The sequence below is a fragment of the Pseudomonas sp. Hz4 genome (assembly GCF_054898165.1).
In genome coordinates this window covers 5,030,713-5,048,578 of sequence record NZ_CM142719.1, presented here as the reverse complement: position 1 = coordinate 5,048,578, position 17,866 = coordinate 5,030,713, and the positions used below count along the sequence as shown (strand labels likewise).

Genomic DNA, 17,866 nt, shown 5'->3' with positions numbered 1-17,866 from the left:
GGCTTGCAGGTTGAAAAGTCCCAAAAAGGGACCTATCGTTCCCTTTTTGGGACTCATCGGTCGTTACTGTGAAAAATCTTTCCCTCGGCGAAGCCTTGTTCACTGTCACGCAGCAAAAAGTATTGGGCTTGTTGTTTGGCAAAACTGACCAAAGTTTCTACGCCAACGAGATCGCTCGCTGGGCTCAAGTGGGTAAAGGCAGCCTGATGCGTGAACTGGATCGGTTGCAGCGGGCGGGCGTTCTGACCATGACCCGCCAAGGCAACCAGACCCATTATCAGGCCAATCCCGACTGCCCGATCTACGCCGAACTATTGGGTATCGCCCGCAAAACGTTCGGTATTGCCGAACCTCTGCGCCAGGCACTCCAGCCATTTGCAGAACAGGTCACCTGGGCATTCGTGTACGGGTCGATCGCCAAGGATCAGGCAAACGCATCCAGTGACATTGATCTCATGCTGATCGGCGAGGGACTGCACTACAGTGAAGTGATGGAGCGGCTAATGCCCATGGAGGAACAATTGGGCCGCACCCTCAACCCGACGCTCTACACCCCCGACGACTGGGCGGCAAAACTGGCCACGCAGAACAGCTTTGTCGTGCGGGTAGCACAGCAGGACAAGATCAATCTGATAGGGGGAAACCCTTTGGAGTCCAAGGATGGGCAGCAACGAGAATCTGGAAAACCTGCTACGTAGCGGGGGACTGAAAGCCGAGCCACCGGACCGCAAGGAGTGCGAAGGATTGATGCGTTCGGCTATGGATCGCCTGAAGGATGCACAAGCTTCGTCGCTGTCCTTCGCGAGTCGTTTTGATCTTGCTTACAACGCTGCCCATGCCATAGCACTCACGGCGCTGCGGTTGTGTGGCTACCGTTCGGACAAGCGATATCTGGTGTTCCAGTGTCTGGTTCATACCGCTGATGTGAACAAAGTACAGGTCCGGCTATTTGCTCTGTGTCATGAACGGCGCAATCTGGCGGAGTACGAAGGTTATATGGATGAAGATGAGGCTTTACTGGCGCAGTTGCTGGAAAGCACATCGAAATTGTTGGTTCGTGTGCAGCACCTGTGCCGACGTCAGTAGCGGTCAGTCTGGTTGACCGCCTTATCGTTCTTCGCGGGCAAGCCTCGCGAAGGCTCAGGTCAGTCAACACAAAAACCGACGGACTCGCTTGCAGCTTGAAGCTTGCAACTCTCTACACAGGTATACTGCCGCCTTTCGCGGCTCGCTGACCGGGCCCGACTCTATGTGCATCACCCGGAGCTTTCATGACTTCCCCGACACAACCGCCGGTTGCCGACGCTTTGAGCGACGACCAGGCAGACCTGCCAGACAGCGTCGACTCCAGCGCAGACAGCGAAACCAAAGCCGCCATCCCGGCGTTCAAGTTCCCGTTCAAGCCGGGCGACCTGGCCGCAGGGAAGAATGCCAGCCAGCCTTGGTATAAGAACGGCGCCAAAAACGGCCATACCAAGACTCCGGGCGTAGCGCCTCCCGGCACTCGTCGCTCGATGGGTAAACGCTGACTGTCAGGCGTTTTGTTGGCCGGTAATTGTTCCTCCTGTTATTGAGATAGTTCCCACAAGGATGAGCGATTCGTCCTCTGGGGAAAAAGGTGGCCGCTCGTCGAAGATTCATACCTGTGAATTCTTGATGAAGGCCGCCGAAATGACTCTGGTAAAAACCCTCTCTTTACTGTCGCTGGTGGCCCTGACCACTGGCTGCATGTCGTCTGCGCCCGATCCACAGATCCGTTTCGGTGTCGAAGCGCTGGTGCCGCCGTTCGAGAGCCGTAACGACAACGGTGAGCTGGTCGGATTAAACATCGAGTTGGGCAACGCGCTGTGTGCCGAACTCAAATCCCGCTGTGTCTGGGTCGACCAGGATTACGCCACCAATATTCATGCCCTTGAAGTCAACCGTTTCGACGTGATCATGCCCATGACTGCCACATCTGCGCGTCGTGAGCGGGTCGATTTCACCGATAATCTATACCCTCTGAGCAGCCGACTGGTGGCGCGCAAAGGGGCGAATCTGCAACCGCAAGTACAATCGCTCAAGGGCAAGCGTCTCGGCGTCCTGACAGGCACCAGCCGTGAAGCGTTCGCCAAGTCCCGTTGGGCTCCGGCGGGAGTGACGGTGCGCAGTTTCGCCCTCAACAATCAATTGGTCGACAGCCTGCTGGCGGGTGATATCGATGCAACCCTGCAAGACTCCATTGAAATTACCCAAGCATTATTAAGTCTGCCCCAAGGTCAAGCTTTCGACTTTGCCGGTCCCCCTATCAAAGACCCCATGCTGGGCGATGGCGTGGCCATGGCTGTGCGAAAAACCGATACCCTGCTGCGCGATGACCTGAATGCGGCGCTTGAGCGTCTTAAGCAGAATGGCCAGTACCTGGCGATTACCCAGCGTTATTTGCCACCCGCAGCGCCGGAATCACCACGCTACTTTCCTAATGAAGAAGGTTTGCCATTTTCCAATGCGGTACAGGTCGCAGAGACCCTCTATCTGTCTGGTGTGCTCCGCCTGGGCGCCGATGGCGAACTGGTGAAGGGCGGCATCGGTCCGCAGATGACCCAGACCATGGAGAATCTGCGCACCGAACTGCAACGTAGCGGCTCGTCCCTGGCTCATGTGGCCAAATGCACGGTCATACTTGCCGACATCAAGGATTTCGCCGCCATGAATGCGGTTTACAGCCGCTATTTCCCGGCAGACCGTCTACCCGCGCGTACGACGTTTTCAGCTAAAAAACTGATCGTGGATGCACGGGTAGAAATTGAATGCCTGGCGGTTTCCGCTCGTTAATCCACCGCTAAATCAGCCACTGCGCAACAAGAGCTGCGCGGTGGTCAGGTGTTTCAGGACGCTCGCAGCGAGATGAACGCATAGTGGGTCGGTGCATCGGTTGCCAGGTGCGCACCCGCCGCTTGCACTTGGCCGGCAATGTCCTCACCCGATACATGAAACAACCAATCAGCGTGTGACTCAGCCAGCGGCTGCGCCGCAACCTGATCAATGACCCTCGCAAAGGCGCTCATATCCGGCAGATAAGCGGTAAAGCCATCGCCCTTCAGCGCTGTAGTCCGAATTCCTAGCAACGCGCAAATCGCATCCTTGGTCCGAACGTCATCGCGATCAGCCTGACGGGAGCGCTGGATTAACCCGACCAGTTCCTGATCCACTAATTCACCACCCACCATCAAATCCGGTCCCTTTTCCCACGACTCGGGCGGACATTCCTTCACGGAAGTGTTCAGGGGAATGTGCGGATTGATTTCCATCGGATAAATGCGGCACACCAGCGGCCGGCGTTCATAGATGCGGCAGAGGTTGTCTTCGTCAAGATTCCGGCAAGGACCGACGTTGTAGGCGGCAAAGGTGATGGCTATGTACGCCTCGGATGCACCGCTTCGAACCATCACCGAACGGCGTTCGGCGTGTTCGCGTTGCTGCAGAGGCAGGCCCAGGCCATTGCCCAGGAAGCCTTCCACCAGCACGATCACCTGACCGCCATCGGCCGCCCACATCCGGGCTTCGCTCAGGGTCAGGGGCACGTGGTGGTCGTTGCAGCATTTGCCACAACCTACGCAGGAAAACGTTGTATTCATTGAGCGGCCAGTCGCCTATGAGGGCATTGAAACGGCGACAGAATGCCGCCGCAAAGGCCACTGTCGAAGCAAGTTATGCGCCAGTCATTGCGCCTTGGCGGTTGGGCGGATGGAGTCCCATTCGGTGACATAAGCGGTTTTGCTTTTCTTGTTGTAAAGGCACAGTTCGGTGCCTTGCTGGCCTTTCATGTGTTTTTGCGGGTATTGGCCTTGCAACAGAAGTGCGGTGTAGCCAACCCGGTCGTCAAACTGTGCGGCGTTGCCAACAGGTTTGGCATTCTTCAGGCCGCTGGCCTTGGTGCAACTGGCGAGCACGGCTTTGTCATAGGCGGCCCAGGCGTCTGGGCTGGAGGCGTAGGCCTGGGTGGTCAGGGCGCTGAGGCAGAGGAAGGTCAGGGTTGAGGCTTTCATATTCTGGCATCCGTGGGTGGGTGTTGACCTAGGTCTGAGTATGCCAGGCCGGAACCGGTTCCCGGCGGATCACACGCATCCCGGCACTTTCATACAAACGCTGCGCCCGAAGGTTGTCCTCAAGCACCTTCAAATCTACAAAACCTTCGCGACGTTCCTGAAACACTTTGAAAGCTTGTGCCAGCAATGCGCGGCCTAGCCCGAGGCCCTGAGCTCGAGGATGCACCACCAGGTTTTTGATGTAGGCACTTGTCCAGCACTGGCAAACACCCACAATACCTTCGGCATCCAGAGCGATGAAGCACAGGGTCGGGTCGTATTCCGGGTCGGTTTCAAAACGCTGTTGCCAGATGTCCAGTGCCGGTACGCGACCGCCACCTTCCTGATAGCCCAGTTCCATCAAACGATGAACGGCTGCTGCCAGATCGGGACGGTATTCGCTGAGGACGATTCCCTGAGGCCAAGCGATCGCAGGCACAACCTCCGCGAGGTTGCGCCGCATCAGAAAGCAGAAGTCCTTGGCCAAGACTCAGTGACCTTGTTCAGCGACAGCCTTGGCTGCTTCGATCAGGCACTTGGTCAATTCCGGAGAGGAAAACTTGGTCAGCACCGCGTTCGCGCCGGCAAGACGGGCCTTTTCGCTGTTCATCGCGCTGTCCAAAGAGGTGTGCAGCAGCACATAGAGGTGCGAGAAATCCGGGGTTTCACGCAAGGTGCGGGTGAAGGCGTAGCCGTCCATTTCCGACATTTCGATGTCCGAGACGATCAGGTTGATTTGCTGTGCCGTGCCTTGCAGGTCCAGCAGGCAGTCGATGGCTTCCTTGGCACTGCGGGCGGTGTGGCATTGCAGGCCGAGGTTGCGCAGGGTGTGAACCGATTGCTGCAGCGCAACCTGGCTGTCATCGACCACCAGAATCCGCGCGTTGCCGAGGACTTCGGCGTCTTCCATGCTCAGTTCGGTCGGGGCCGTTTCGATCTGCGCGGGGGCGATGCCATGGATCACTTTTTCGATGTCCAGCACCTGCACCAACGTGCCGTCGACCGAAGTCACGCCAGTGATGTACGAACGCACGCCGCCAGAGCCAAAGGGCGGCGGACGGATGTCGGTGGTCAGGCAGTGGACGATCTTGCTCACCGCTTGAACGTGCAAACCCTGCTTGGAGCGGCTGACATCGGTGACGATCAGGCAGCCCCCGTTCGGGTCTTCCAGCGGCCGTTCACCGATGGCACGACTGAGGTCGATCACCGACAACGACGCACCGCGCAGGGTGGCGATGCCTTTGACGTGGGGATGCGATTCCGGCAGCTTGGTCAGCGGCGGGCAGGGAATGATTTCACTGACTTTGAGCAGGTTGATCGCCATCAGCTTGCCGCTGCGCAAGGTAAACAGCAGAAGCGAAAGTGAGTCTGCGCGGGCTTTGTTTGAGGACATAAAAACCTTCTGTGGAAAAAGGTGATGGGCGATCGCGAAGATCGCCAACAGCTATCGATGCCGGGTTATCGACCTGAACGGGGTGGGCTTTAGGGTAGTTATCGGGTGGATTTAAAACCCACCTACTCTCTCAATCCTTCATCCCCAACCGCTTCGCCATCCGCCCAAGATTCGCTCGATCCAAGCCTAGCTCACGCGCCGCACTCGCCCAATTGTTATGGTGCCGTTCCAGACAGGCGTTGATCAGTCGACGCTGATAATCCTCGGTCGCCGCCCGCAAGTCTCCCGAGACCAACGCCGCTGGGCTGACAGTGGCTGGCTCGGCTGCAGGCGCAACACTGCCATTGGGCAAATCCAGATCCGCCGCACTCAAACTGAGAATCTTCGGCCGCTCCTTGCAGTTACCGAGCGCCTTCAAGGCACTGCGGCCAATCAAGTGCTCCAGCTCCCGCACATTTCCCGGCCATGCATACGCCAGCAACGCAGCCTGGGCGTCGCTGTTCAGGCGCAGGCTGTTGAGGCCCATGCGCGAGCGGTTTTGCTCCAGGAAATAGCCGCTGAGCAGCAACACATCCCGCCCACGATCACGCAGTGCGGGCACCAGTAACGGATAAACGCTCAGGCGGTGATAGAAGTCGGCACGGTAGCGGCCGTTGCGCACTTCCTCCGCCAGATCGCGGTTGGTCGCGGCGATCAGTCGTACGTCGACCTGATGCTCTTTATCCGAACCCAACCGCTGCAATTGACCGCTTTGCAGGACTCGCAGCAATTTGGCCTGGACGGTCAGGGACAGCTCCCCGACTTCATCGAGAAACAGCGTGCCGCCATTGGCCAGTTCGAACTTGCCGCGCCGATCGTTCATTGCGCCGGTGAAGGCACCGCGGACATGGCCGAACAACTCGCTCTCCACCAGCGTGTCCGGCAACGCGGCGCAGTTGAGGCTGATGATCGGCTTGTCGGCCCGGGGCGATGCGGCGTGGATGGCTTGGGCGACCAGTTCCTTGCCGACCCCGGTTTCGCCAGTGATCAGCACGGTAAGATCGCTGCCGCCCACCAGATTGATTTCTTCCACTAGCCGTTTGTGGGCTTTGCTCTGACCAATCATCTCGCGGTTCTGCTGGCCGCTGGCTTGTCGGTAAACCTCGGCACGCTGATGTTCGTCTTCGACACGATTGGCCAGGCGTTCGATGCGCTCGGCGGCGTTGACGGTGGCGGCGGCGAGACTGGCGAAGGCTTCCAGGGCGTCCAGTTCGATCGGTTCGAAGCGCTCCGGATCGAGTGCGTCAAGGGTCAGCAAACCCCACGGACGCTCGTCGATAAACAACGGGCAACCCATACAGTCATGGACTTCCAGATGATCATCGAGGCCATCGACCAAGCCGTCGTAAGGGTCGGGCAAGTCGCTGTCAGCGGCGAAACGGGTCGGGCCGTGACTGCTGAGCAGCGCTTCGAAACGCGGGTGTTCGCTGACTTTGAAGCGTCGGCCGAGGGTGTCGGTGCTCAACCCGTCGACGGCCAGCGGCACCAGCCATTCGCCATCGAGGCGTAGCAGGGCGGCGGCATCGCAGGGGAGCAGGGCGCGCATGGATTCGAGCAGGCGCCGATAGCGCTCGCCTTCGGGGAGTTCACGGGACAGGTCGGAGACCAGTGGCAGCAGGGCGGTAAGTAGAGATTTTGCAGTCATAGTGACTCCGTGTAGTCGGTATGACTATAAAGCAGGCTGTGTCGATATGACTACTAAGAATTCAAGTGATTGATTTATAACGTTTTAATTTGTGGCACGGAAACTGATAAGTATAGGGCAGTCAGTTAGCAATCCAAGTAGTTCAGGAGTCGCCTTATGCTTAGCGTTCAAGACCGTGCAATCGTCAAATCCACTGTGCCCTTGCTGGAAAGCGGTGGCGAAGCGTTGATCACTCATTTCTACCGCATGATGCTCTCCGAGTATCCGGAAGTTCGCCCGCTATTCAACCAGGCTCACCAGGCCAGCGGTGATCAGCCGCGAGCCCTGGCAAACGGTGTCTTGATGTATGCACGGCACATCGATCAGCTCGACCAGTTGGGCGATCTGGTGGCCAAGATCATCAACAAGCACGTGGCCCTGCAAATTCTGCCGGAACACTACCCGATTGTCGGCTCCTGCCTGCTGCGAGCCATCTCCGAAGTGCTGGGCGACGAGATCGCCACACCTGAAGTGATGGCCGCCTGGGGGGCTGCTTACGGTCAATTGGCCGACATCCTGATCGGCGCCGAAACCAGCATCTACGACCAAAAGGAGCAAGCACCGGGCGGCTGGCGCGGGGCGCGGGAATTCATCGTGGTGGACAAGGTCGACGAAAGCGCGGAAATCACCTCGTTCTACTTCGAACCGGCCGACAAAGGCGCGATTCTGGCGGCAGAGCCAGGCCAGTACATTGGCATGAAACTGATCCTCGATGGCGAAGAGATTCGTCGTAACTATTCACTGTCGGCCTTGGCCAACAAGGGCCAGTACCGGATCAGCGTCAAACGTGAAACCGGTGGCCGCGCCTCCAACCATCTGCATGATCAGCTGCATGTGGGCTCCAGCATCCAGCTGTTCCCGCCATCGGGCGAATTCACCCTGACCGAAAGCGCCAAACCGTTGGTGCTGATCAGCGGCGGCGTCGGGATCACTCCGACGCTGGCGATGCTCGAAGCGGCGCTCGCGACCGAGCGGCCGGTGCACTTTATTCACTGCGCACGCAACGGTAGCGTTCACGCCTTCCGCGACTGGATCGATGGCTTGGCCGAGCGTCACCCGCAACTCAAACGCTTCTATTGCTACGACGAAGATGATGGCGTGAGCCCGGCGGCGCACAAGGTTGGCCTGTTGAGCCAGGAGCAACTGGGCGAGTGGTTGCCGCAACAGCGCGATCTGGACGCTTACTTCCTCGGTCCTAAAGGCTTCATGGCGGCGATCAAGCGTCACCTCAAAGCCTTGGGTGTGCCGGAGAAGCAAAGCCGTTACGAATTCTTCGGACCGGCTTCGTCGCTGGAGTAGCCGTAGTCAGTTGAGCTCGAATTGAAATTGTGGCGAGGGAGCTTGCTCCCGCTGGGCCGGGAATCGGCCCCCCTTATCCCCAAAAAGAGGGGGACTGCTGCGCAGTCCAGCGGGAGCAAGCTCCCTCGCCACAGATTACTTAGCGCGTCTTTCAGCCCTTCAATTCCTTCAAATGTTTGTACACCGTCGCCCGGCCCATGTTCAGCACGTTCGCCACATAGTTGGAGGCGCTTTTACCTTTGAAGGCACCTTCGGCGTGCAGTGCCAGCACCAGTTCACGTTTATGGTCGCGGGTCAGCAGGTTCAGGCTCAGCTGACGTTCGCGCAGCCAGGCGTGGAGGAAGGTGTTGATCCGCTCCTGCCAGTCATCGCGAAACAGTGAGTCCGGTTGCGGAATCAACTTGCTCGGTGACAGGAACAGATCCAAAGCGGCCTTGGCATTTTCGAACAGCGAAATATTCAGATTGATGCACAGCACCGCCAGCGGACGGCCTTCACTGTCGCGCAGCACGCTGCTCAGGCTGCGAATTTTCTGACCATCCCAATTGAGTTTTTCGTACGGCCCGATGTTTCGTTCGCTGATCTCTTCGCTGAGCATGTCCCCCAGCGCCGAGTCGTCACCGACTTCGCGCTTGGACAGGTTGTTGGCGATGTAGTCGACCTTCTGTGTGCGCAGATCGTGCAGCACCACTTCGGCGTGAGGAAAGAACAACGTGGCGATGGCATCGGCGATCGCTCGAAAGTTGTCCAGCGGCGAGCGCTTCAATGCAGAGTCATCAAGGGCCGGATCTTGTTCTTGAGCGTTCATAAAGTGGAGCTCCAGGCAGCATCAGCGCCCCGTCAAAAAGGGGCGCTGGAAGTTTGCCGCAATCGTGTCGACACGTCACCTGAGTCTGAACGTCAGCCCAGCCGCGCGGGGGAGAGCATCTCGGTGTTCAGACCGAAGCGGGTCAGTTGCTCGGGCAAGGCTTTACCGCGCACCAGTGCAGCGCTGGCCTGGCCCATGGCCGGCGAGGTCTGGATGCCATAACCGCCTTGTGCCGCTACCCAGAATAGCCCCGGTACCTGCGGATCGAAACCGGACAGCAAATCACCGTCGCTCACGAAACTGCGCAAACCGGCCCAAGTGCGGGTCGGACGGCGGATGGTCAGGGTGGTGGCTTCTTCGATCTGGTAGATGCCCATCGCGATGTCCAGCTCTTCGGGCTGCACGTCGTGCGGTTCTACCGGGTCGGCGTTGGCTGGCGAGCCGAGGAACATCCCCGCGTCGGGCTTCATGTAGAAGGATTCGTCGAGGCTGACCAGCATTGGCCAATGATGGATGTCCACGCCCTCGGGGCCGGCGAAGATGAACGCCGCGCGCCGCTTGGGTTGCAGGCCCAGTGGTTTGGCGCCGGCCAGCTCACCGATTTTGTCGGCCCAGGCGCCTGCCGCATTGATGATGACCGGGGCGCTGAAGGTCTGACCGTTGGTGTGTACTTGCCATGCACCCTCGGCATCACGGGTCAGGCTCAGGACTTGACTGTCGGTATGAACTTCGCCCTTGTTGCGTCGGATACCGCGCAGGTAACCCTGGTGCAGGGCATCGGTGTCGATGTCGCTGGCGGTCGGGTCGTAAATCGCGCCGTGGACTTTTTCCCGGCGCAGAATCGGCAAGCGCACGCAGGCTTCGTCGGCACTGAGCAGCTGCATTTCCGGCACCGTGGCTTTGGCGCTCAGGTATTGATTGTTCAGTTCGGCCGGGTCGCCGGTGAAGTCCACGGTCATCTCGCCACGCGGGGTCAGCAGCGGGTGTTCGCAGAAACCGGCTGGCGGAGCGTCGAAGAAATCACGGCTGGCCTGGGTCAGCGCCCGAACTTGCGGCGTACCGTATGCGGCGGTGAACAGCGCGGCCGAACGTCCGGTGGAGTGGTAGGCCGGATGGGATTCGCGTTCGAGCACGATCACTCGGGCGTGCTGCGACAGCCAGAAACCGGTGGAAGCGCCGGCAATCCCGCCGCCGATGATGATGAAATCTGCCTGGCTCATGAACATCTCCTGATGGGGGCGTAAATGCCGAAATTGTGGAGGCCTCTGTAGGAGCGAGCGGGCGGCGATCCGACTTGCCCGCGAAGGCGGTGTATCAGTCTAAATTTATGTTTACTGACACACCGCCTTCGCGGGCAAGCCTCGCTCCTACAAGGGTTCGTGGTGTTAGCGCTGCAAGCGGTAAAGGGCATTGGCCAGTGCAATGTCTTCCAGGCCCAGACCGATGGAGCGGAAGAACACATGACGGTCGTAGTCGGGGCGCTGGACTTTTTCGCTGAGCAGATCAGGCAGGTCGCCGATGATCGCGTTCTTGTCCCAGCCATGCTGTTCACCGGCAATCAGCATCTCGCCGGCCGAGCCCGGGGTGGTCAGACGATAGTCGCAGAACACTTGCATGTCATTGAGGCTCTGCGGCGGTACTTCATGGGCCCGCGGTGCGTTGGTGCTGATGGAGGTGATCAGCGCCGGTTTGCTCAAGCTTGAAGGGTCGATCACCGGCCCGGCGGACGAGGTGCAGAGCATGATGACATCGGCGTCGTGAACGGCTGCTTCACGACTGTCGACGATGGTCAGGCGTGGATCGAGGCTTTTGAGCTGCGCCAGTACTTCGGAGTTCTTGTCGCTCAGGCTCGGCGAGTAGAGGCTGATGCTCTGCCATTCGCGCAATTCTTTCACATAGTGCAGGTGCGCCTGGGCGACCTTGCCACTGCCGATGATCGCCAGGCGTCGGGCCTTCAGCGGGGCGAGAGTGTCGACCGCCACGGCCGTGGTTGCAGCGGTGCGCGCCGTGGTCAGTTCGCCGGCATCACAGAGCAACAGCGGCTGGCCGGTCTGCATCGACATCAGCAATGTCCAGGCGGTCACCAGCGGGCCTTGTTCACGCACGATGTACGGCGAGGTCTTGACCCCGTAAACGCCGTCTTCGGCCAGCACGCCCAGGTAGTTGATGAAGTCGCCAGCGCCCTGCGGAAACTCCACCAGTTGCTGCGCCGGTTGCACGGCTTGTCCGGCAGCCAGGTCGCGGAACAGTTTGCGCAGGATCTGCGGCACGTCGACCTGCGCCAGCAGCTCGCGGGCCTGAGGTTGGGTGATCACGTAGGGCGTACTGGACATGGTCGGCTCCGGGAGCTGGAAGTAAACTAATTTGTCCATTATGGACTTTTAGTTATCGCGAGCAAGCGCCTGTTGAAAAAAATCCGGACGAAAAAAAAGCGCAGTCCGTTTCCGGCTGCGCCTTTTTTAATGCGACCCGCGTTACGGGCGCTTGCGCTCAACCGCCCGCAGTAGATGCGTCGGTGGCGTTTCACAGCTGATCTTGCGACCCAGCAGCGCCTCGATGGACGGTAGCTGGTAAGAGTCGTCTTCACCGGCAAAACTGATGGACACGCCATCGGCGCCAGCACGACCGGTGCGACCGATGCGGTGCACGTAGTCGTCCGGGACTTCCGGCAAGGTGAAGTTGATCACGTGGCTGATGCCGTCGATGTGAATGCCGCGGCCGGCCACATCGGTGGCGACCAGTACGCGGATCTTGCCTTCGCGGAAACCTTCCAGGGTCTTGATGCGCTTGTGCTGCGGCACGTCGCCAGACAGTTGCGCGGCATTGACGCCATCACGTACCAGGCGTTCTTCGATGCGCCGCACTTCGTCCTTGCGGTTGGCAAACACCATCACCCGCTCCCAACCGTTGTCGTTGACCAGGTTGTAGAGCAGTTTGTATTTGTCGGCGCCGGCCACAGCGTAAATGTGCTGCTCGACGTTTTCGCTGGCCACGCTCTGCGACTCGATCTCGACGATCGACGGGTCGGTAGTCCATTGCTTGGCCAGGTTCATCACGTCTTCGGTGAACGTCGCGGAGAACAGCAGCGTCTGACGCTCGTCCTTCGGCGGAGTCTGGCGAATGATCTGACGCACTTGTGGGATGAAACCCATGTCGAGCATCCGGTCGGCTTCGTCCAGGACCATGACTTCGACCATGTCCAGGTGCACGTCGCCGCGCTGGTTGAAGTCCAGCAGACGGCCCGGGGTGGCCACGAGGATGTCGCAATGACGGGCTTCGAGGTGCTTGAGCTGCTTGTCGAAGTCCATGCCGCCGACAAACGTCATGACGTTAAGGCCGGTGTATTTGGTCAGGTCGGCCGCGTCCTTGGCGATCTGCACCACCAGTTCACGGGTCGGCGCAATGATCAGCGCCCGCGGCTCGCCCATGTAACGCTCTTTCGGCGGTGGGGTTTGCAGCAGTTGGGTGATGATCGAAATCAGGAATGCGGCGGTTTTGCCGGTGCCGGTCTGGGCGCGACCGATGGCGTCTTTGCCCGCCAGGGTAAAGCCAAGCACCTGTGCCTGAATTGGCGTGCAATACGGGAAGCCCAGGTCCTGGATGGCGTGCATCAGTTCAGGGGCGAGTTTGAAATCGTGGAAACGGGTTTTGCCTTCCTGGGGTTCGACGGCGAAGTCTTCAAGTTTCCAGGGAATAACCGGTGCTTTTGGCTTCGGTTCGCGACGCGGTTTTACAGGTTTCGCTGCTTCGATGTGCGGTTCTTCAGAGGCTTGAGCCTCAACGGGTTGGACGGTCGGTATGGCCATCGGCTCGTGCTTCGGTACCGCTACGGTTGCGGTCCGGCCAGACTGATTACCGTCGGTGCGGTGGCTGGAATGGTGAGACGGAGCGCTGGAGACTGGCGCGAGCTGCTCAGTCTCGCTTTTACCGAACATTTTCTTGAGTGCTTTGAGCACGGTCATCTCATCAATTGGTTAAGTGCCGGCCAGTGTAATGCAAGAACCGGGCGCGGCGTAGTGGGATGGATCAATGGGCTGCTTTTCACATAAACAGTTAACGCAAGCGCTCGGCGAGCCAGACACCGATGTCGCGAATTTCCTCGGGTAACACTTCGTGGCCCATTGGGTATTCCTGCCATGCCACGGTGACACCATGCTGCTTTAAATACTCGTAAGCGGTGCGGCCCATGGCGTTTTGCACCACGTCATCGTACTGGCCGTGCAAAGACAGCACAGGAATGCGCTGCTGGCTGGCTGAAAGCTCGAGGTCATCGCTGAAGGTCGGTGCATAAGTCGAGAGGGCAAGTACGCCACCCAACGGCCCCTGCCATTTCAGAAATGCGGTGTGTAACACCACCGCGCCACCTTGGGAAAAACCTGCCAGAAAGATCCGCGAGGCGTCTATTCCGCTGGCGCGCTGCTCTTCTATCAACTCAAAGACCCTTTGCGCCGACGCTTCCAACTGCTCGCGGTCGATCGCGCGTGCCGGGCTCATGGCCAATATGTCGTACCAGCTTGGCATCTCGTAACCGCCATTGATGGTAACGGCTCGGGTCGGCGCCTGAGGCAGAACGAAGCGGGTGGTCAGCAGGCTTTCCTGCAGCGCTTCGGCCACCGGCAGGAAGTCGTAGCGGTCGGCGCCCAGGCCGTGCAGCCATATAACGCAGGCGTCTGCGGGCTTGACGGGTTGAAGAATCAAGGGCTCGGTCATGGGTGCTCCATCTGTGCGTGCGCGCTCATTCAGTGCGAGATCTGAGTGCGTGCCTGGTTGATCAGTTAAGAAAGTGTCGCAAGACTACAAGTTTTGCTATTGACCTGTCGCTGAATCGCTTCTGCGAACGGTCTGGTACGGGCTTTGCTATGGGAAAGCCTGTACGAAAAATCCCACGCCTGTCGGTAACACTATCAGGCCATTGTTCGTGGTGGGATAGCAAAGAATCCGGTGATGGATGTTCGCCAGTGGCCGCTACGGGCTTCGCGAACGTGAAAGGGCTACAGCCCGTTCGGCCGATTGGTGAGAAGTGAGTTGTCCATGATGTGGATTTTCTCCTACTAGATAGACTCATAGCGCAGGTCTTACGTCGGTTGACCCCAAAAAAAGCCAACACGGGTCAGCAACGCCTCATAAGGGTGCGACTGGACTCAAGCTCCGACACAACAAGAGCAAAACTGGAGGTTTGAATGAAGATGTTGAAATCCACCCTGGCTATCGTGACTGCAGCCGCAGTACTCGGTGTCAGTGGGTTCGCTCAGGCGGGTGCAACCCTGGATGCAGTGCAGAAAAAAGGTTTCGTACAGTGCGGCGTAAGTGACGGTCTGCCGGGCTTCTCCGTACCGGATTCCACTGGCAAGATCCTCGGCATCGATGCCGACTTCTGCCGCGCTGTGGCCGCCGCCGTATTCGGCGACGCGAACAAAGTGAAATTCAGCCAATTGAACGCCAAGGAGCGCTTCACCGCGCTGCAGTCCGGCGAAATTGACATTCTGTCGCGCAACACCACCATGACCAGTTCGCGTGATGCGGGCATGGGCCTGAAGTTTCCAGGCTTCATTACCTACTACGACGGTATCGGCTTCCTGGTGAACAACAAGCTGGGCGTCAAGAGTGCCAAAGAGCTGGACGGCGCAACCATCTGCATCCAGGCCGGTACCACCACCGAGCTGAACGTTTCCGACTACTTCCGCGGCAACGGTCTGAAATACACCCCGATCACCTTCGACACCTCCGACGAAAGCGCCAAGTCGCTGGAATCCGGTCGTTGCGACGTGCTGACCTCCGACAAGTCCCAGCTGTTCGCCCAGCGCAGCAAGCTGGCTTCGCCGAAGGACTACGTGGTTCTGCCGGAAACGATCTCCAAGGAGCCACTGGGCCCGGTCGTGCGTAATGGCGATGACGAGTGGCTGGCCGTTGTTCGCTGGACTGGCTACGCCATGCTCAACGCTGAAGAAGCGGGCATCACGTCGAAGAACGTCGAAGCCGAAGCCAAGGCCACCAAGAACCCGGACGTCGCTCGTATGCTCGGGGCTGACGGTGAATACGGCAAGGATCTGAAGCTGCCGAAGGATTGGGTCGTACAGATCATCAAACAGGTCGGTAACTACGGCGAAGTGTTCGAGAAGAACCTTGGCAAGGGCACTGCGCTGGAAATCGACCGCGGCCTGAACGCGCTGTGGAACAACGGCGGCATTCAATACGCACCACCAGTGCGCTGATGGTTCTATCACCCGGTGGGCCAACCGCCGGGTGATGTTCTGTTCCATTACATCCGGGGCACTTCATGCAAAATTCAATCGGCGCACCAAAGCAGAGGCTCAGCCTCAGCGATCCCAAAGTGCGTGCGTGGCTATTTCAGATCATCACCATTGTTGCGGTGGTCTCGCTGGGCTGGTTTCTGTTCGACAACACGCAAACCAACCTTGAACACCGGGGCATCACCTCCGGTTTCAGCTTTCTGGAGCGCAGTGCCGGTTTCGGCATCGCTCAAACCCTGATCGACTACACCGAATCGGACAGTTATGCCCGGGTGTTTGTCATCGGCTTGCTCAACACGCTGCTGGTGACCTTCATCGGCGTGATCCTGGCGACGATCCTCGGGTTCATCGTCGGTGTGTCACGGCTGTCGAAGAACTGGATCATTGCCAAGCTGGCGACTGTTTATGTGGAAGTCTTCCGCAACATTCCGCCGCTGCTGCAGATCCTGTTCTGGTACTTCGCGGTGTTCCTGACCATGCCAGGGCCACGCAACAGCCATAACTTCGGCGACACCTTCTTCGTCAGCAGTCGCGGCCTGAACATGCCGGCCGCGTTGGCGTCGGACGGTTTCTGGCCGTTTGTGGTCAGCGTCGTCGTAGCCATTGTCGCCATCGTGCTGATGTGCCGCTGGGCCAACAAACGCTTCGAAGCCACCGGCGTTCCGTTCCGCAAGTTCTGGACCGGCCTGGCGCTGTTGCTGGTGATCCCGGCGTTGTGCGCGCTGATCTTCGGCGCGCCGCTGCACTGGGAAATGCCGGAGCTCAAGGGCTTCAACTTCGTCGGTGGCTGGGTGCTGATCCCGGAACTGCTGGCGCTGACCCTGGCCCTGACGGTGTACACCGCGGCGTTCATCGCCGAGATCGTGCGTTCGGGCATCAAGTCGGTCAGCCACGGCCAGACTGAAGCGGCGCACTCGTTGGGTTTGCGCAACGGTCCGACGCTGCGCAAGGTGATCATCCCGCAAGCCTTGCGCGTGATCATTCCACCGCTGACCAGCCAATACCTGAACCTGGCGAAGAACTCCTCGCTGGCAGCCGGTATCGGTTATCCGGAAATGGTCTCGTTGTTTGCCGGTACGGTGCTGAACCAGACCGGGCAGGCGATCGAGGTGATTGCTATCACCATGAGCGTGTACCTGGCGATCAGTATCAGCATTTCCCTGCTGATGAACTGGTACAACAAGCGCATTGCGCTGATCGAGCGGTAAGGAAAAGCGCATGAGTACTCATACTTTCAAACCTGACATGCCACCCCCGAGCCGCAGCATCGGTGTCGTGGCGTGGATGCGCGCCAACATGTTCTCCAGCTGGCTCAACACCCTGCTGACCCTGTTCGCGTTCTACCTGATCTACCTGGTGGTGCCGCCCATCCTGAGCTGGGCGATCCTCGATGCCAACTGGGTCGGTACCACTCAGGCTGACTGCACCAAGGAGGGCGCCTGCTGGGTGTTCATCCAGCAGCGCTTCGGCCAGTTCATGTACGGCTACTACCCGGTGGACCTGCGCTGGCGCGTGGACCTGACCGTGTGGCTGGCGGTCATCGGCGTGGCACCGTTGTTCATCTCGCGTTTTCACCATAAAGCGGTGTATGGCCTGAGCTTCCTGGTGCTGTACCCGATCATTGCCTGGTGCCTGCTGCACGGCGGCGTGTTCGGTCTGAGCGCCGTGGCGACCAGCCAATGGGGCGGCCTGATGCTGACCCTGGTGATCGCCACCGTCGGTATTGCCGGCGCGCTGCCGCTGGGTATCGTCCTGGCCCTGGGCCGTCGTTCGAACATGCCGGCGATTCGGGTGGTCTGCGTGACCTTCATCGAATTCTGGCGCGGCGTGCCGTTGATCACGGTGCTGTTCATGTCCTCGGTGATGCTGCCGTTGTTCCTGCCTGAAGGCATGAACTTCGACAAACTGCTGCGGGCGCTGATCGGCGTGATCCTGTTCCAGTCGGCTTACGTGGCCGAAGTGGTGCGCGGTGGTCTGCAAGCGATTCCCAAAGGTCAGTACGAAGCGGCTGCAGCGATGGGCCTCGGTTACTGGCGCAGCATGGGCCTGGTGATTCTGCCGCAAGCCCTGAAGATGGTGATCCCTGGCATCGTCAACACCTTCATTGCGCTGTTCAAGGACACGAGCCTGGTGATCATCATCGGCCTGTTCGACTTGCTCAACAGCGTCAAACAAGCCGCCGCCGACCCGAAATGGTTGGGCATGGCCACCGAAGGCTATGTGTTCGCGGCCCTGGTGTTCTGGATTTTCTGTTTTGGTATGTCCCGCTATTCCATGCATTTGGAACGTAAGCTGGACACTGGCCACAAGCGTTAGGAGCGTAGT

18 protein-coding genes are annotated in these 17,866 nt (G+C 59.1%); 8 read left to right on the top strand and 10 right to left on the bottom strand.

Annotated features, from left to right (window positions below; translation table 11 throughout):
• Positions 1–68: 68 nt before the first annotated feature.
• From ACYZTR_RS23185 to ACYZTR_RS23170, 4 genes are all read left to right on the top strand, one after another.
• Positions 69–698, top strand: coding sequence for a nucleotidyltransferase domain-containing protein (locus ACYZTR_RS23185; protein ID WP_461974156.1), 630 nt, complete (start codon positions 69–71; stop codon positions 696–698).
• Complete coding sequence (locus ACYZTR_RS23180) at positions 661–1,086, top strand: hypothetical protein (RefSeq protein WP_461974154.1); 426 nt, start codon at positions 661–663, stop codon at positions 1,084–1,086. Before ACYZTR_RS23185 ends, ACYZTR_RS23180 begins: the two co-directional genes overlap by 38 nt.
• Positions 1,087–1,271: 185 nt before the next feature.
• Complete coding sequence (locus ACYZTR_RS23175) at positions 1,272–1,529, top strand: hypothetical protein (protein ID WP_461974152.1); 258 nt, start codon at positions 1,272–1,274, stop codon at positions 1,527–1,529.
• Between the two features lie 142 nt (positions 1,530–1,671).
• Complete coding sequence (locus ACYZTR_RS23170; protein WP_461974150.1) at positions 1,672–2,814, top strand: transporter substrate-binding domain-containing protein; 1,143 nt, start codon at positions 1,672–1,674, stop codon at positions 2,812–2,814.
• Between the two features lie 53 nt (positions 2,815–2,867).
• On the opposite strand, the gene ACYZTR_RS23165 is transcribed toward ACYZTR_RS23170, so the two are convergent.
• The 5 genes from ACYZTR_RS23165 to norR form a co-directional block, all read right to left on the bottom strand.
• Entirely contained in the window at positions 2,868–3,617 is a 750-nt protein-coding gene (locus ACYZTR_RS23165; RefSeq protein ID WP_461974148.1) for a YkgJ family cysteine cluster protein, read from the bottom strand.
• An 84-nt stretch (positions 3,618–3,701) separates the two neighbouring features.
• The gene (locus tag ACYZTR_RS23160) at positions 3,702–4,028 is read right to left on the bottom strand and encodes a hypothetical protein (RefSeq protein ID WP_282379038.1); all 327 of its coding nucleotides are present in this window, start codon (positions 4,026–4,028) and stop codon (positions 3,702–3,704) included.
• 28 nt (positions 4,029–4,056) lie between these two features.
• The gene (locus tag ACYZTR_RS23155; protein ID WP_461974146.1) at positions 4,057–4,530 is read right to left on the bottom strand and encodes a GNAT family N-acetyltransferase; all 474 of its coding nucleotides are present in this window, start codon (positions 4,528–4,530) and stop codon (positions 4,057–4,059) included.
• Positions 4,531–4,557: 27 nt separating this feature from the next.
• Positions 4,558–5,460 carry a chemotaxis protein CheV gene (locus ACYZTR_RS23150; protein WP_008147551.1) on the bottom strand — a complete coding sequence of 301 codons (903 nt, stop codon included), beginning with the start codon at positions 5,458–5,460 and terminating at the stop codon, positions 4,558–4,560.
• 130 nt (positions 5,461–5,590) lie between these two features.
• Positions 5,591–7,144, bottom strand: a complete 1,554-nt coding sequence (gene norR, locus ACYZTR_RS23145; protein ID WP_461974144.1) for a nitric oxide reductase transcriptional regulator NorR — start codon at positions 7,142–7,144, stop codon at positions 5,591–5,593.
• 156 nt (positions 7,145–7,300) lie between these two features.
• Here norR and hmpA point away from each other — a divergent pair, with 156 nt between their 5' ends.
• A complete protein-coding gene (gene hmpA / locus ACYZTR_RS23140) occupies positions 7,301–8,482 on the top strand; it encodes an NO-inducible flavohemoprotein (protein ID WP_461974142.1) in 1,182 nt (393 codons plus the stop codon).
• Between the two features lie 151 nt (positions 8,483–8,633).
• Here the strand turns inward: hmpA and ACYZTR_RS23135 are convergent, their stop codons facing one another.
• The 5 genes from ACYZTR_RS23135 to ACYZTR_RS23115 all read right to left on the bottom strand — a co-directional run bounded on the left by ACYZTR_RS23135 (position 8,634) and on the right by ACYZTR_RS23115 (position 14,000).
• Positions 8,634–9,290, bottom strand: coding sequence for a helix-turn-helix transcriptional regulator (locus ACYZTR_RS23135; protein WP_461974140.1), 657 nt, complete (start codon positions 9,288–9,290; stop codon positions 8,634–8,636).
• A 92-nt stretch (positions 9,291–9,382) separates the two neighbouring features.
• Complete coding sequence (locus ACYZTR_RS23130; protein WP_461974138.1) at positions 9,383–10,510, bottom strand: NAD(P)/FAD-dependent oxidoreductase; 1,128 nt, start codon at positions 10,508–10,510, stop codon at positions 9,383–9,385.
• Positions 10,511–10,675: 165 nt separating this feature from the next.
• Positions 10,676–11,623, bottom strand: a complete 948-nt coding sequence (locus ACYZTR_RS23125) for an ornithine cyclodeaminase family protein (RefSeq protein ID WP_461974136.1) — start codon at positions 11,621–11,623, stop codon at positions 10,676–10,678.
• A gap of 141 nt (positions 11,624–11,764) precedes the next feature.
• Positions 11,765–13,252 (bottom strand): ATP-dependent RNA helicase RhlB, encoded by a 1,488-nt coding sequence (rhlB, locus tag ACYZTR_RS23120; RefSeq protein ID WP_461974134.1) that lies wholly within the window; start codon positions 13,250–13,252, stop codon positions 11,765–11,767.
• A gap of 91 nt (positions 13,253–13,343) precedes the next feature.
• Positions 13,344–14,000 (bottom strand): alpha/beta hydrolase, encoded by a 657-nt coding sequence (locus tag ACYZTR_RS23115; protein ID WP_461974132.1) that lies wholly within the window; start codon positions 13,998–14,000, stop codon positions 13,344–13,346.
• A 470-nt stretch (positions 14,001–14,470) separates the two neighbouring features.
• Between ACYZTR_RS23115 and ACYZTR_RS23110 the strand changes: the two genes are divergently transcribed.
• From ACYZTR_RS23110 to ACYZTR_RS23100, 3 genes are all read left to right on the top strand, one after another.
• Complete coding sequence (locus ACYZTR_RS23110; RefSeq protein ID WP_461974130.1) at positions 14,471–15,502, top strand: amino acid ABC transporter substrate-binding protein; 1,032 nt, start codon at positions 14,471–14,473, stop codon at positions 15,500–15,502.
• A 65-nt stretch (positions 15,503–15,567) separates the two neighbouring features.
• The gene (locus tag ACYZTR_RS23105) at positions 15,568–16,749 is read left to right on the top strand and encodes an amino acid ABC transporter permease (protein ID WP_461974128.1); all 1,182 of its coding nucleotides are present in this window, start codon (positions 15,568–15,570) and stop codon (positions 16,747–16,749) included.
• Between the two features lie 10 nt (positions 16,750–16,759).
• Complete coding sequence (locus ACYZTR_RS23100) at positions 16,760–17,857, top strand: amino acid ABC transporter permease (protein WP_283181585.1); 1,098 nt, start codon at positions 16,760–16,762, stop codon at positions 17,855–17,857.
• Positions 17,858–17,866 lie beyond the last annotated feature (9 nt).

Excerpts from the sequence above, each read along its gene's own strand:
- ACYZTR_RS23135 (WP_461974140.1), bottom strand. The coding sequence starts at position 9,290 with ATGAACGCTCAAGAACAAGATCCGGCCCTTGATGACTCTGCATTGAAG.
- ACYZTR_RS23180 (WP_461974154.1), top strand. The coding sequence starts at position 661 with ATGGGCAGCAACGAGAATCTGGAAAACCTGCTACGTAGCGGGGGACTG.
- norR (WP_461974144.1), bottom strand. The coding sequence starts at position 7,144 with ATGACTGCAAAATCTCTACTTACCGCCCTGCTGCCACTGGTCTCCGAC.
- ACYZTR_RS23115 (WP_461974132.1), bottom strand. The coding sequence starts at position 14,000 with ATGACCGAGCCCTTGATTCTTCAACCCGTCAAGCCCGCAGACGCCTGC.
- rhlB (WP_461974134.1), bottom strand. The coding sequence starts at position 13,252 with ATGACCGTGCTCAAAGCACTCAAGAAAATGTTCGGTAAAAGCGAGACT.
- hmpA (WP_461974142.1), top strand. The coding sequence starts at position 7,301 with ATGCTTAGCGTTCAAGACCGTGCAATCGTCAAATCCACTGTGCCCTTG.
- ACYZTR_RS23160 (WP_282379038.1), bottom strand. The coding sequence starts at position 4,028 with ATGAAAGCCTCAACCCTGACCTTCCTCTGCCTCAGCGCCCTGACCACC.
- ACYZTR_RS23155 (WP_461974146.1), bottom strand. The coding sequence starts at position 4,530 with ATGCGGCGCAACCTCGCGGAGGTTGTGCCTGCGATCGCTTGGCCTCAG.
- ACYZTR_RS23170 (WP_461974150.1), top strand. The coding sequence starts at position 1,672 with ATGACTCTGGTAAAAACCCTCTCTTTACTGTCGCTGGTGGCCCTGACC.
- ACYZTR_RS23130 (WP_461974138.1), bottom strand. The coding sequence starts at position 10,510 with ATGAGCCAGGCAGATTTCATCATCATCGGCGGCGGGATTGCCGGCGCT.
- ACYZTR_RS23110 (WP_461974130.1), top strand. The coding sequence starts at position 14,471 with ATGAAGATGTTGAAATCCACCCTGGCTATCGTGACTGCAGCCGCAGTA.
- ACYZTR_RS23175 (WP_461974152.1), top strand. The coding sequence starts at position 1,272 with ATGACTTCCCCGACACAACCGCCGGTTGCCGACGCTTTGAGCGACGAC.
- ACYZTR_RS23165 (WP_461974148.1), bottom strand. The coding sequence starts at position 3,617 with ATGAATACAACGTTTTCCTGCGTAGGTTGTGGCAAATGCTGCAACGAC.
- ACYZTR_RS23100 (WP_283181585.1), top strand. The coding sequence starts at position 16,760 with ATGAGTACTCATACTTTCAAACCTGACATGCCACCCCCGAGCCGCAGC.
- ACYZTR_RS23125 (WP_461974136.1), bottom strand. The coding sequence starts at position 11,623 with ATGTCCAGTACGCCCTACGTGATCACCCAACCTCAGGCCCGCGAGCTG.
- ACYZTR_RS23105 (WP_461974128.1), top strand. The coding sequence starts at position 15,568 with ATGCAAAATTCAATCGGCGCACCAAAGCAGAGGCTCAGCCTCAGCGAT.
- ACYZTR_RS23150 (WP_008147551.1), bottom strand. The coding sequence starts at position 5,460 with ATGTCCTCAAACAAAGCCCGCGCAGACTCACTTTCGCTTCTGCTGTTT.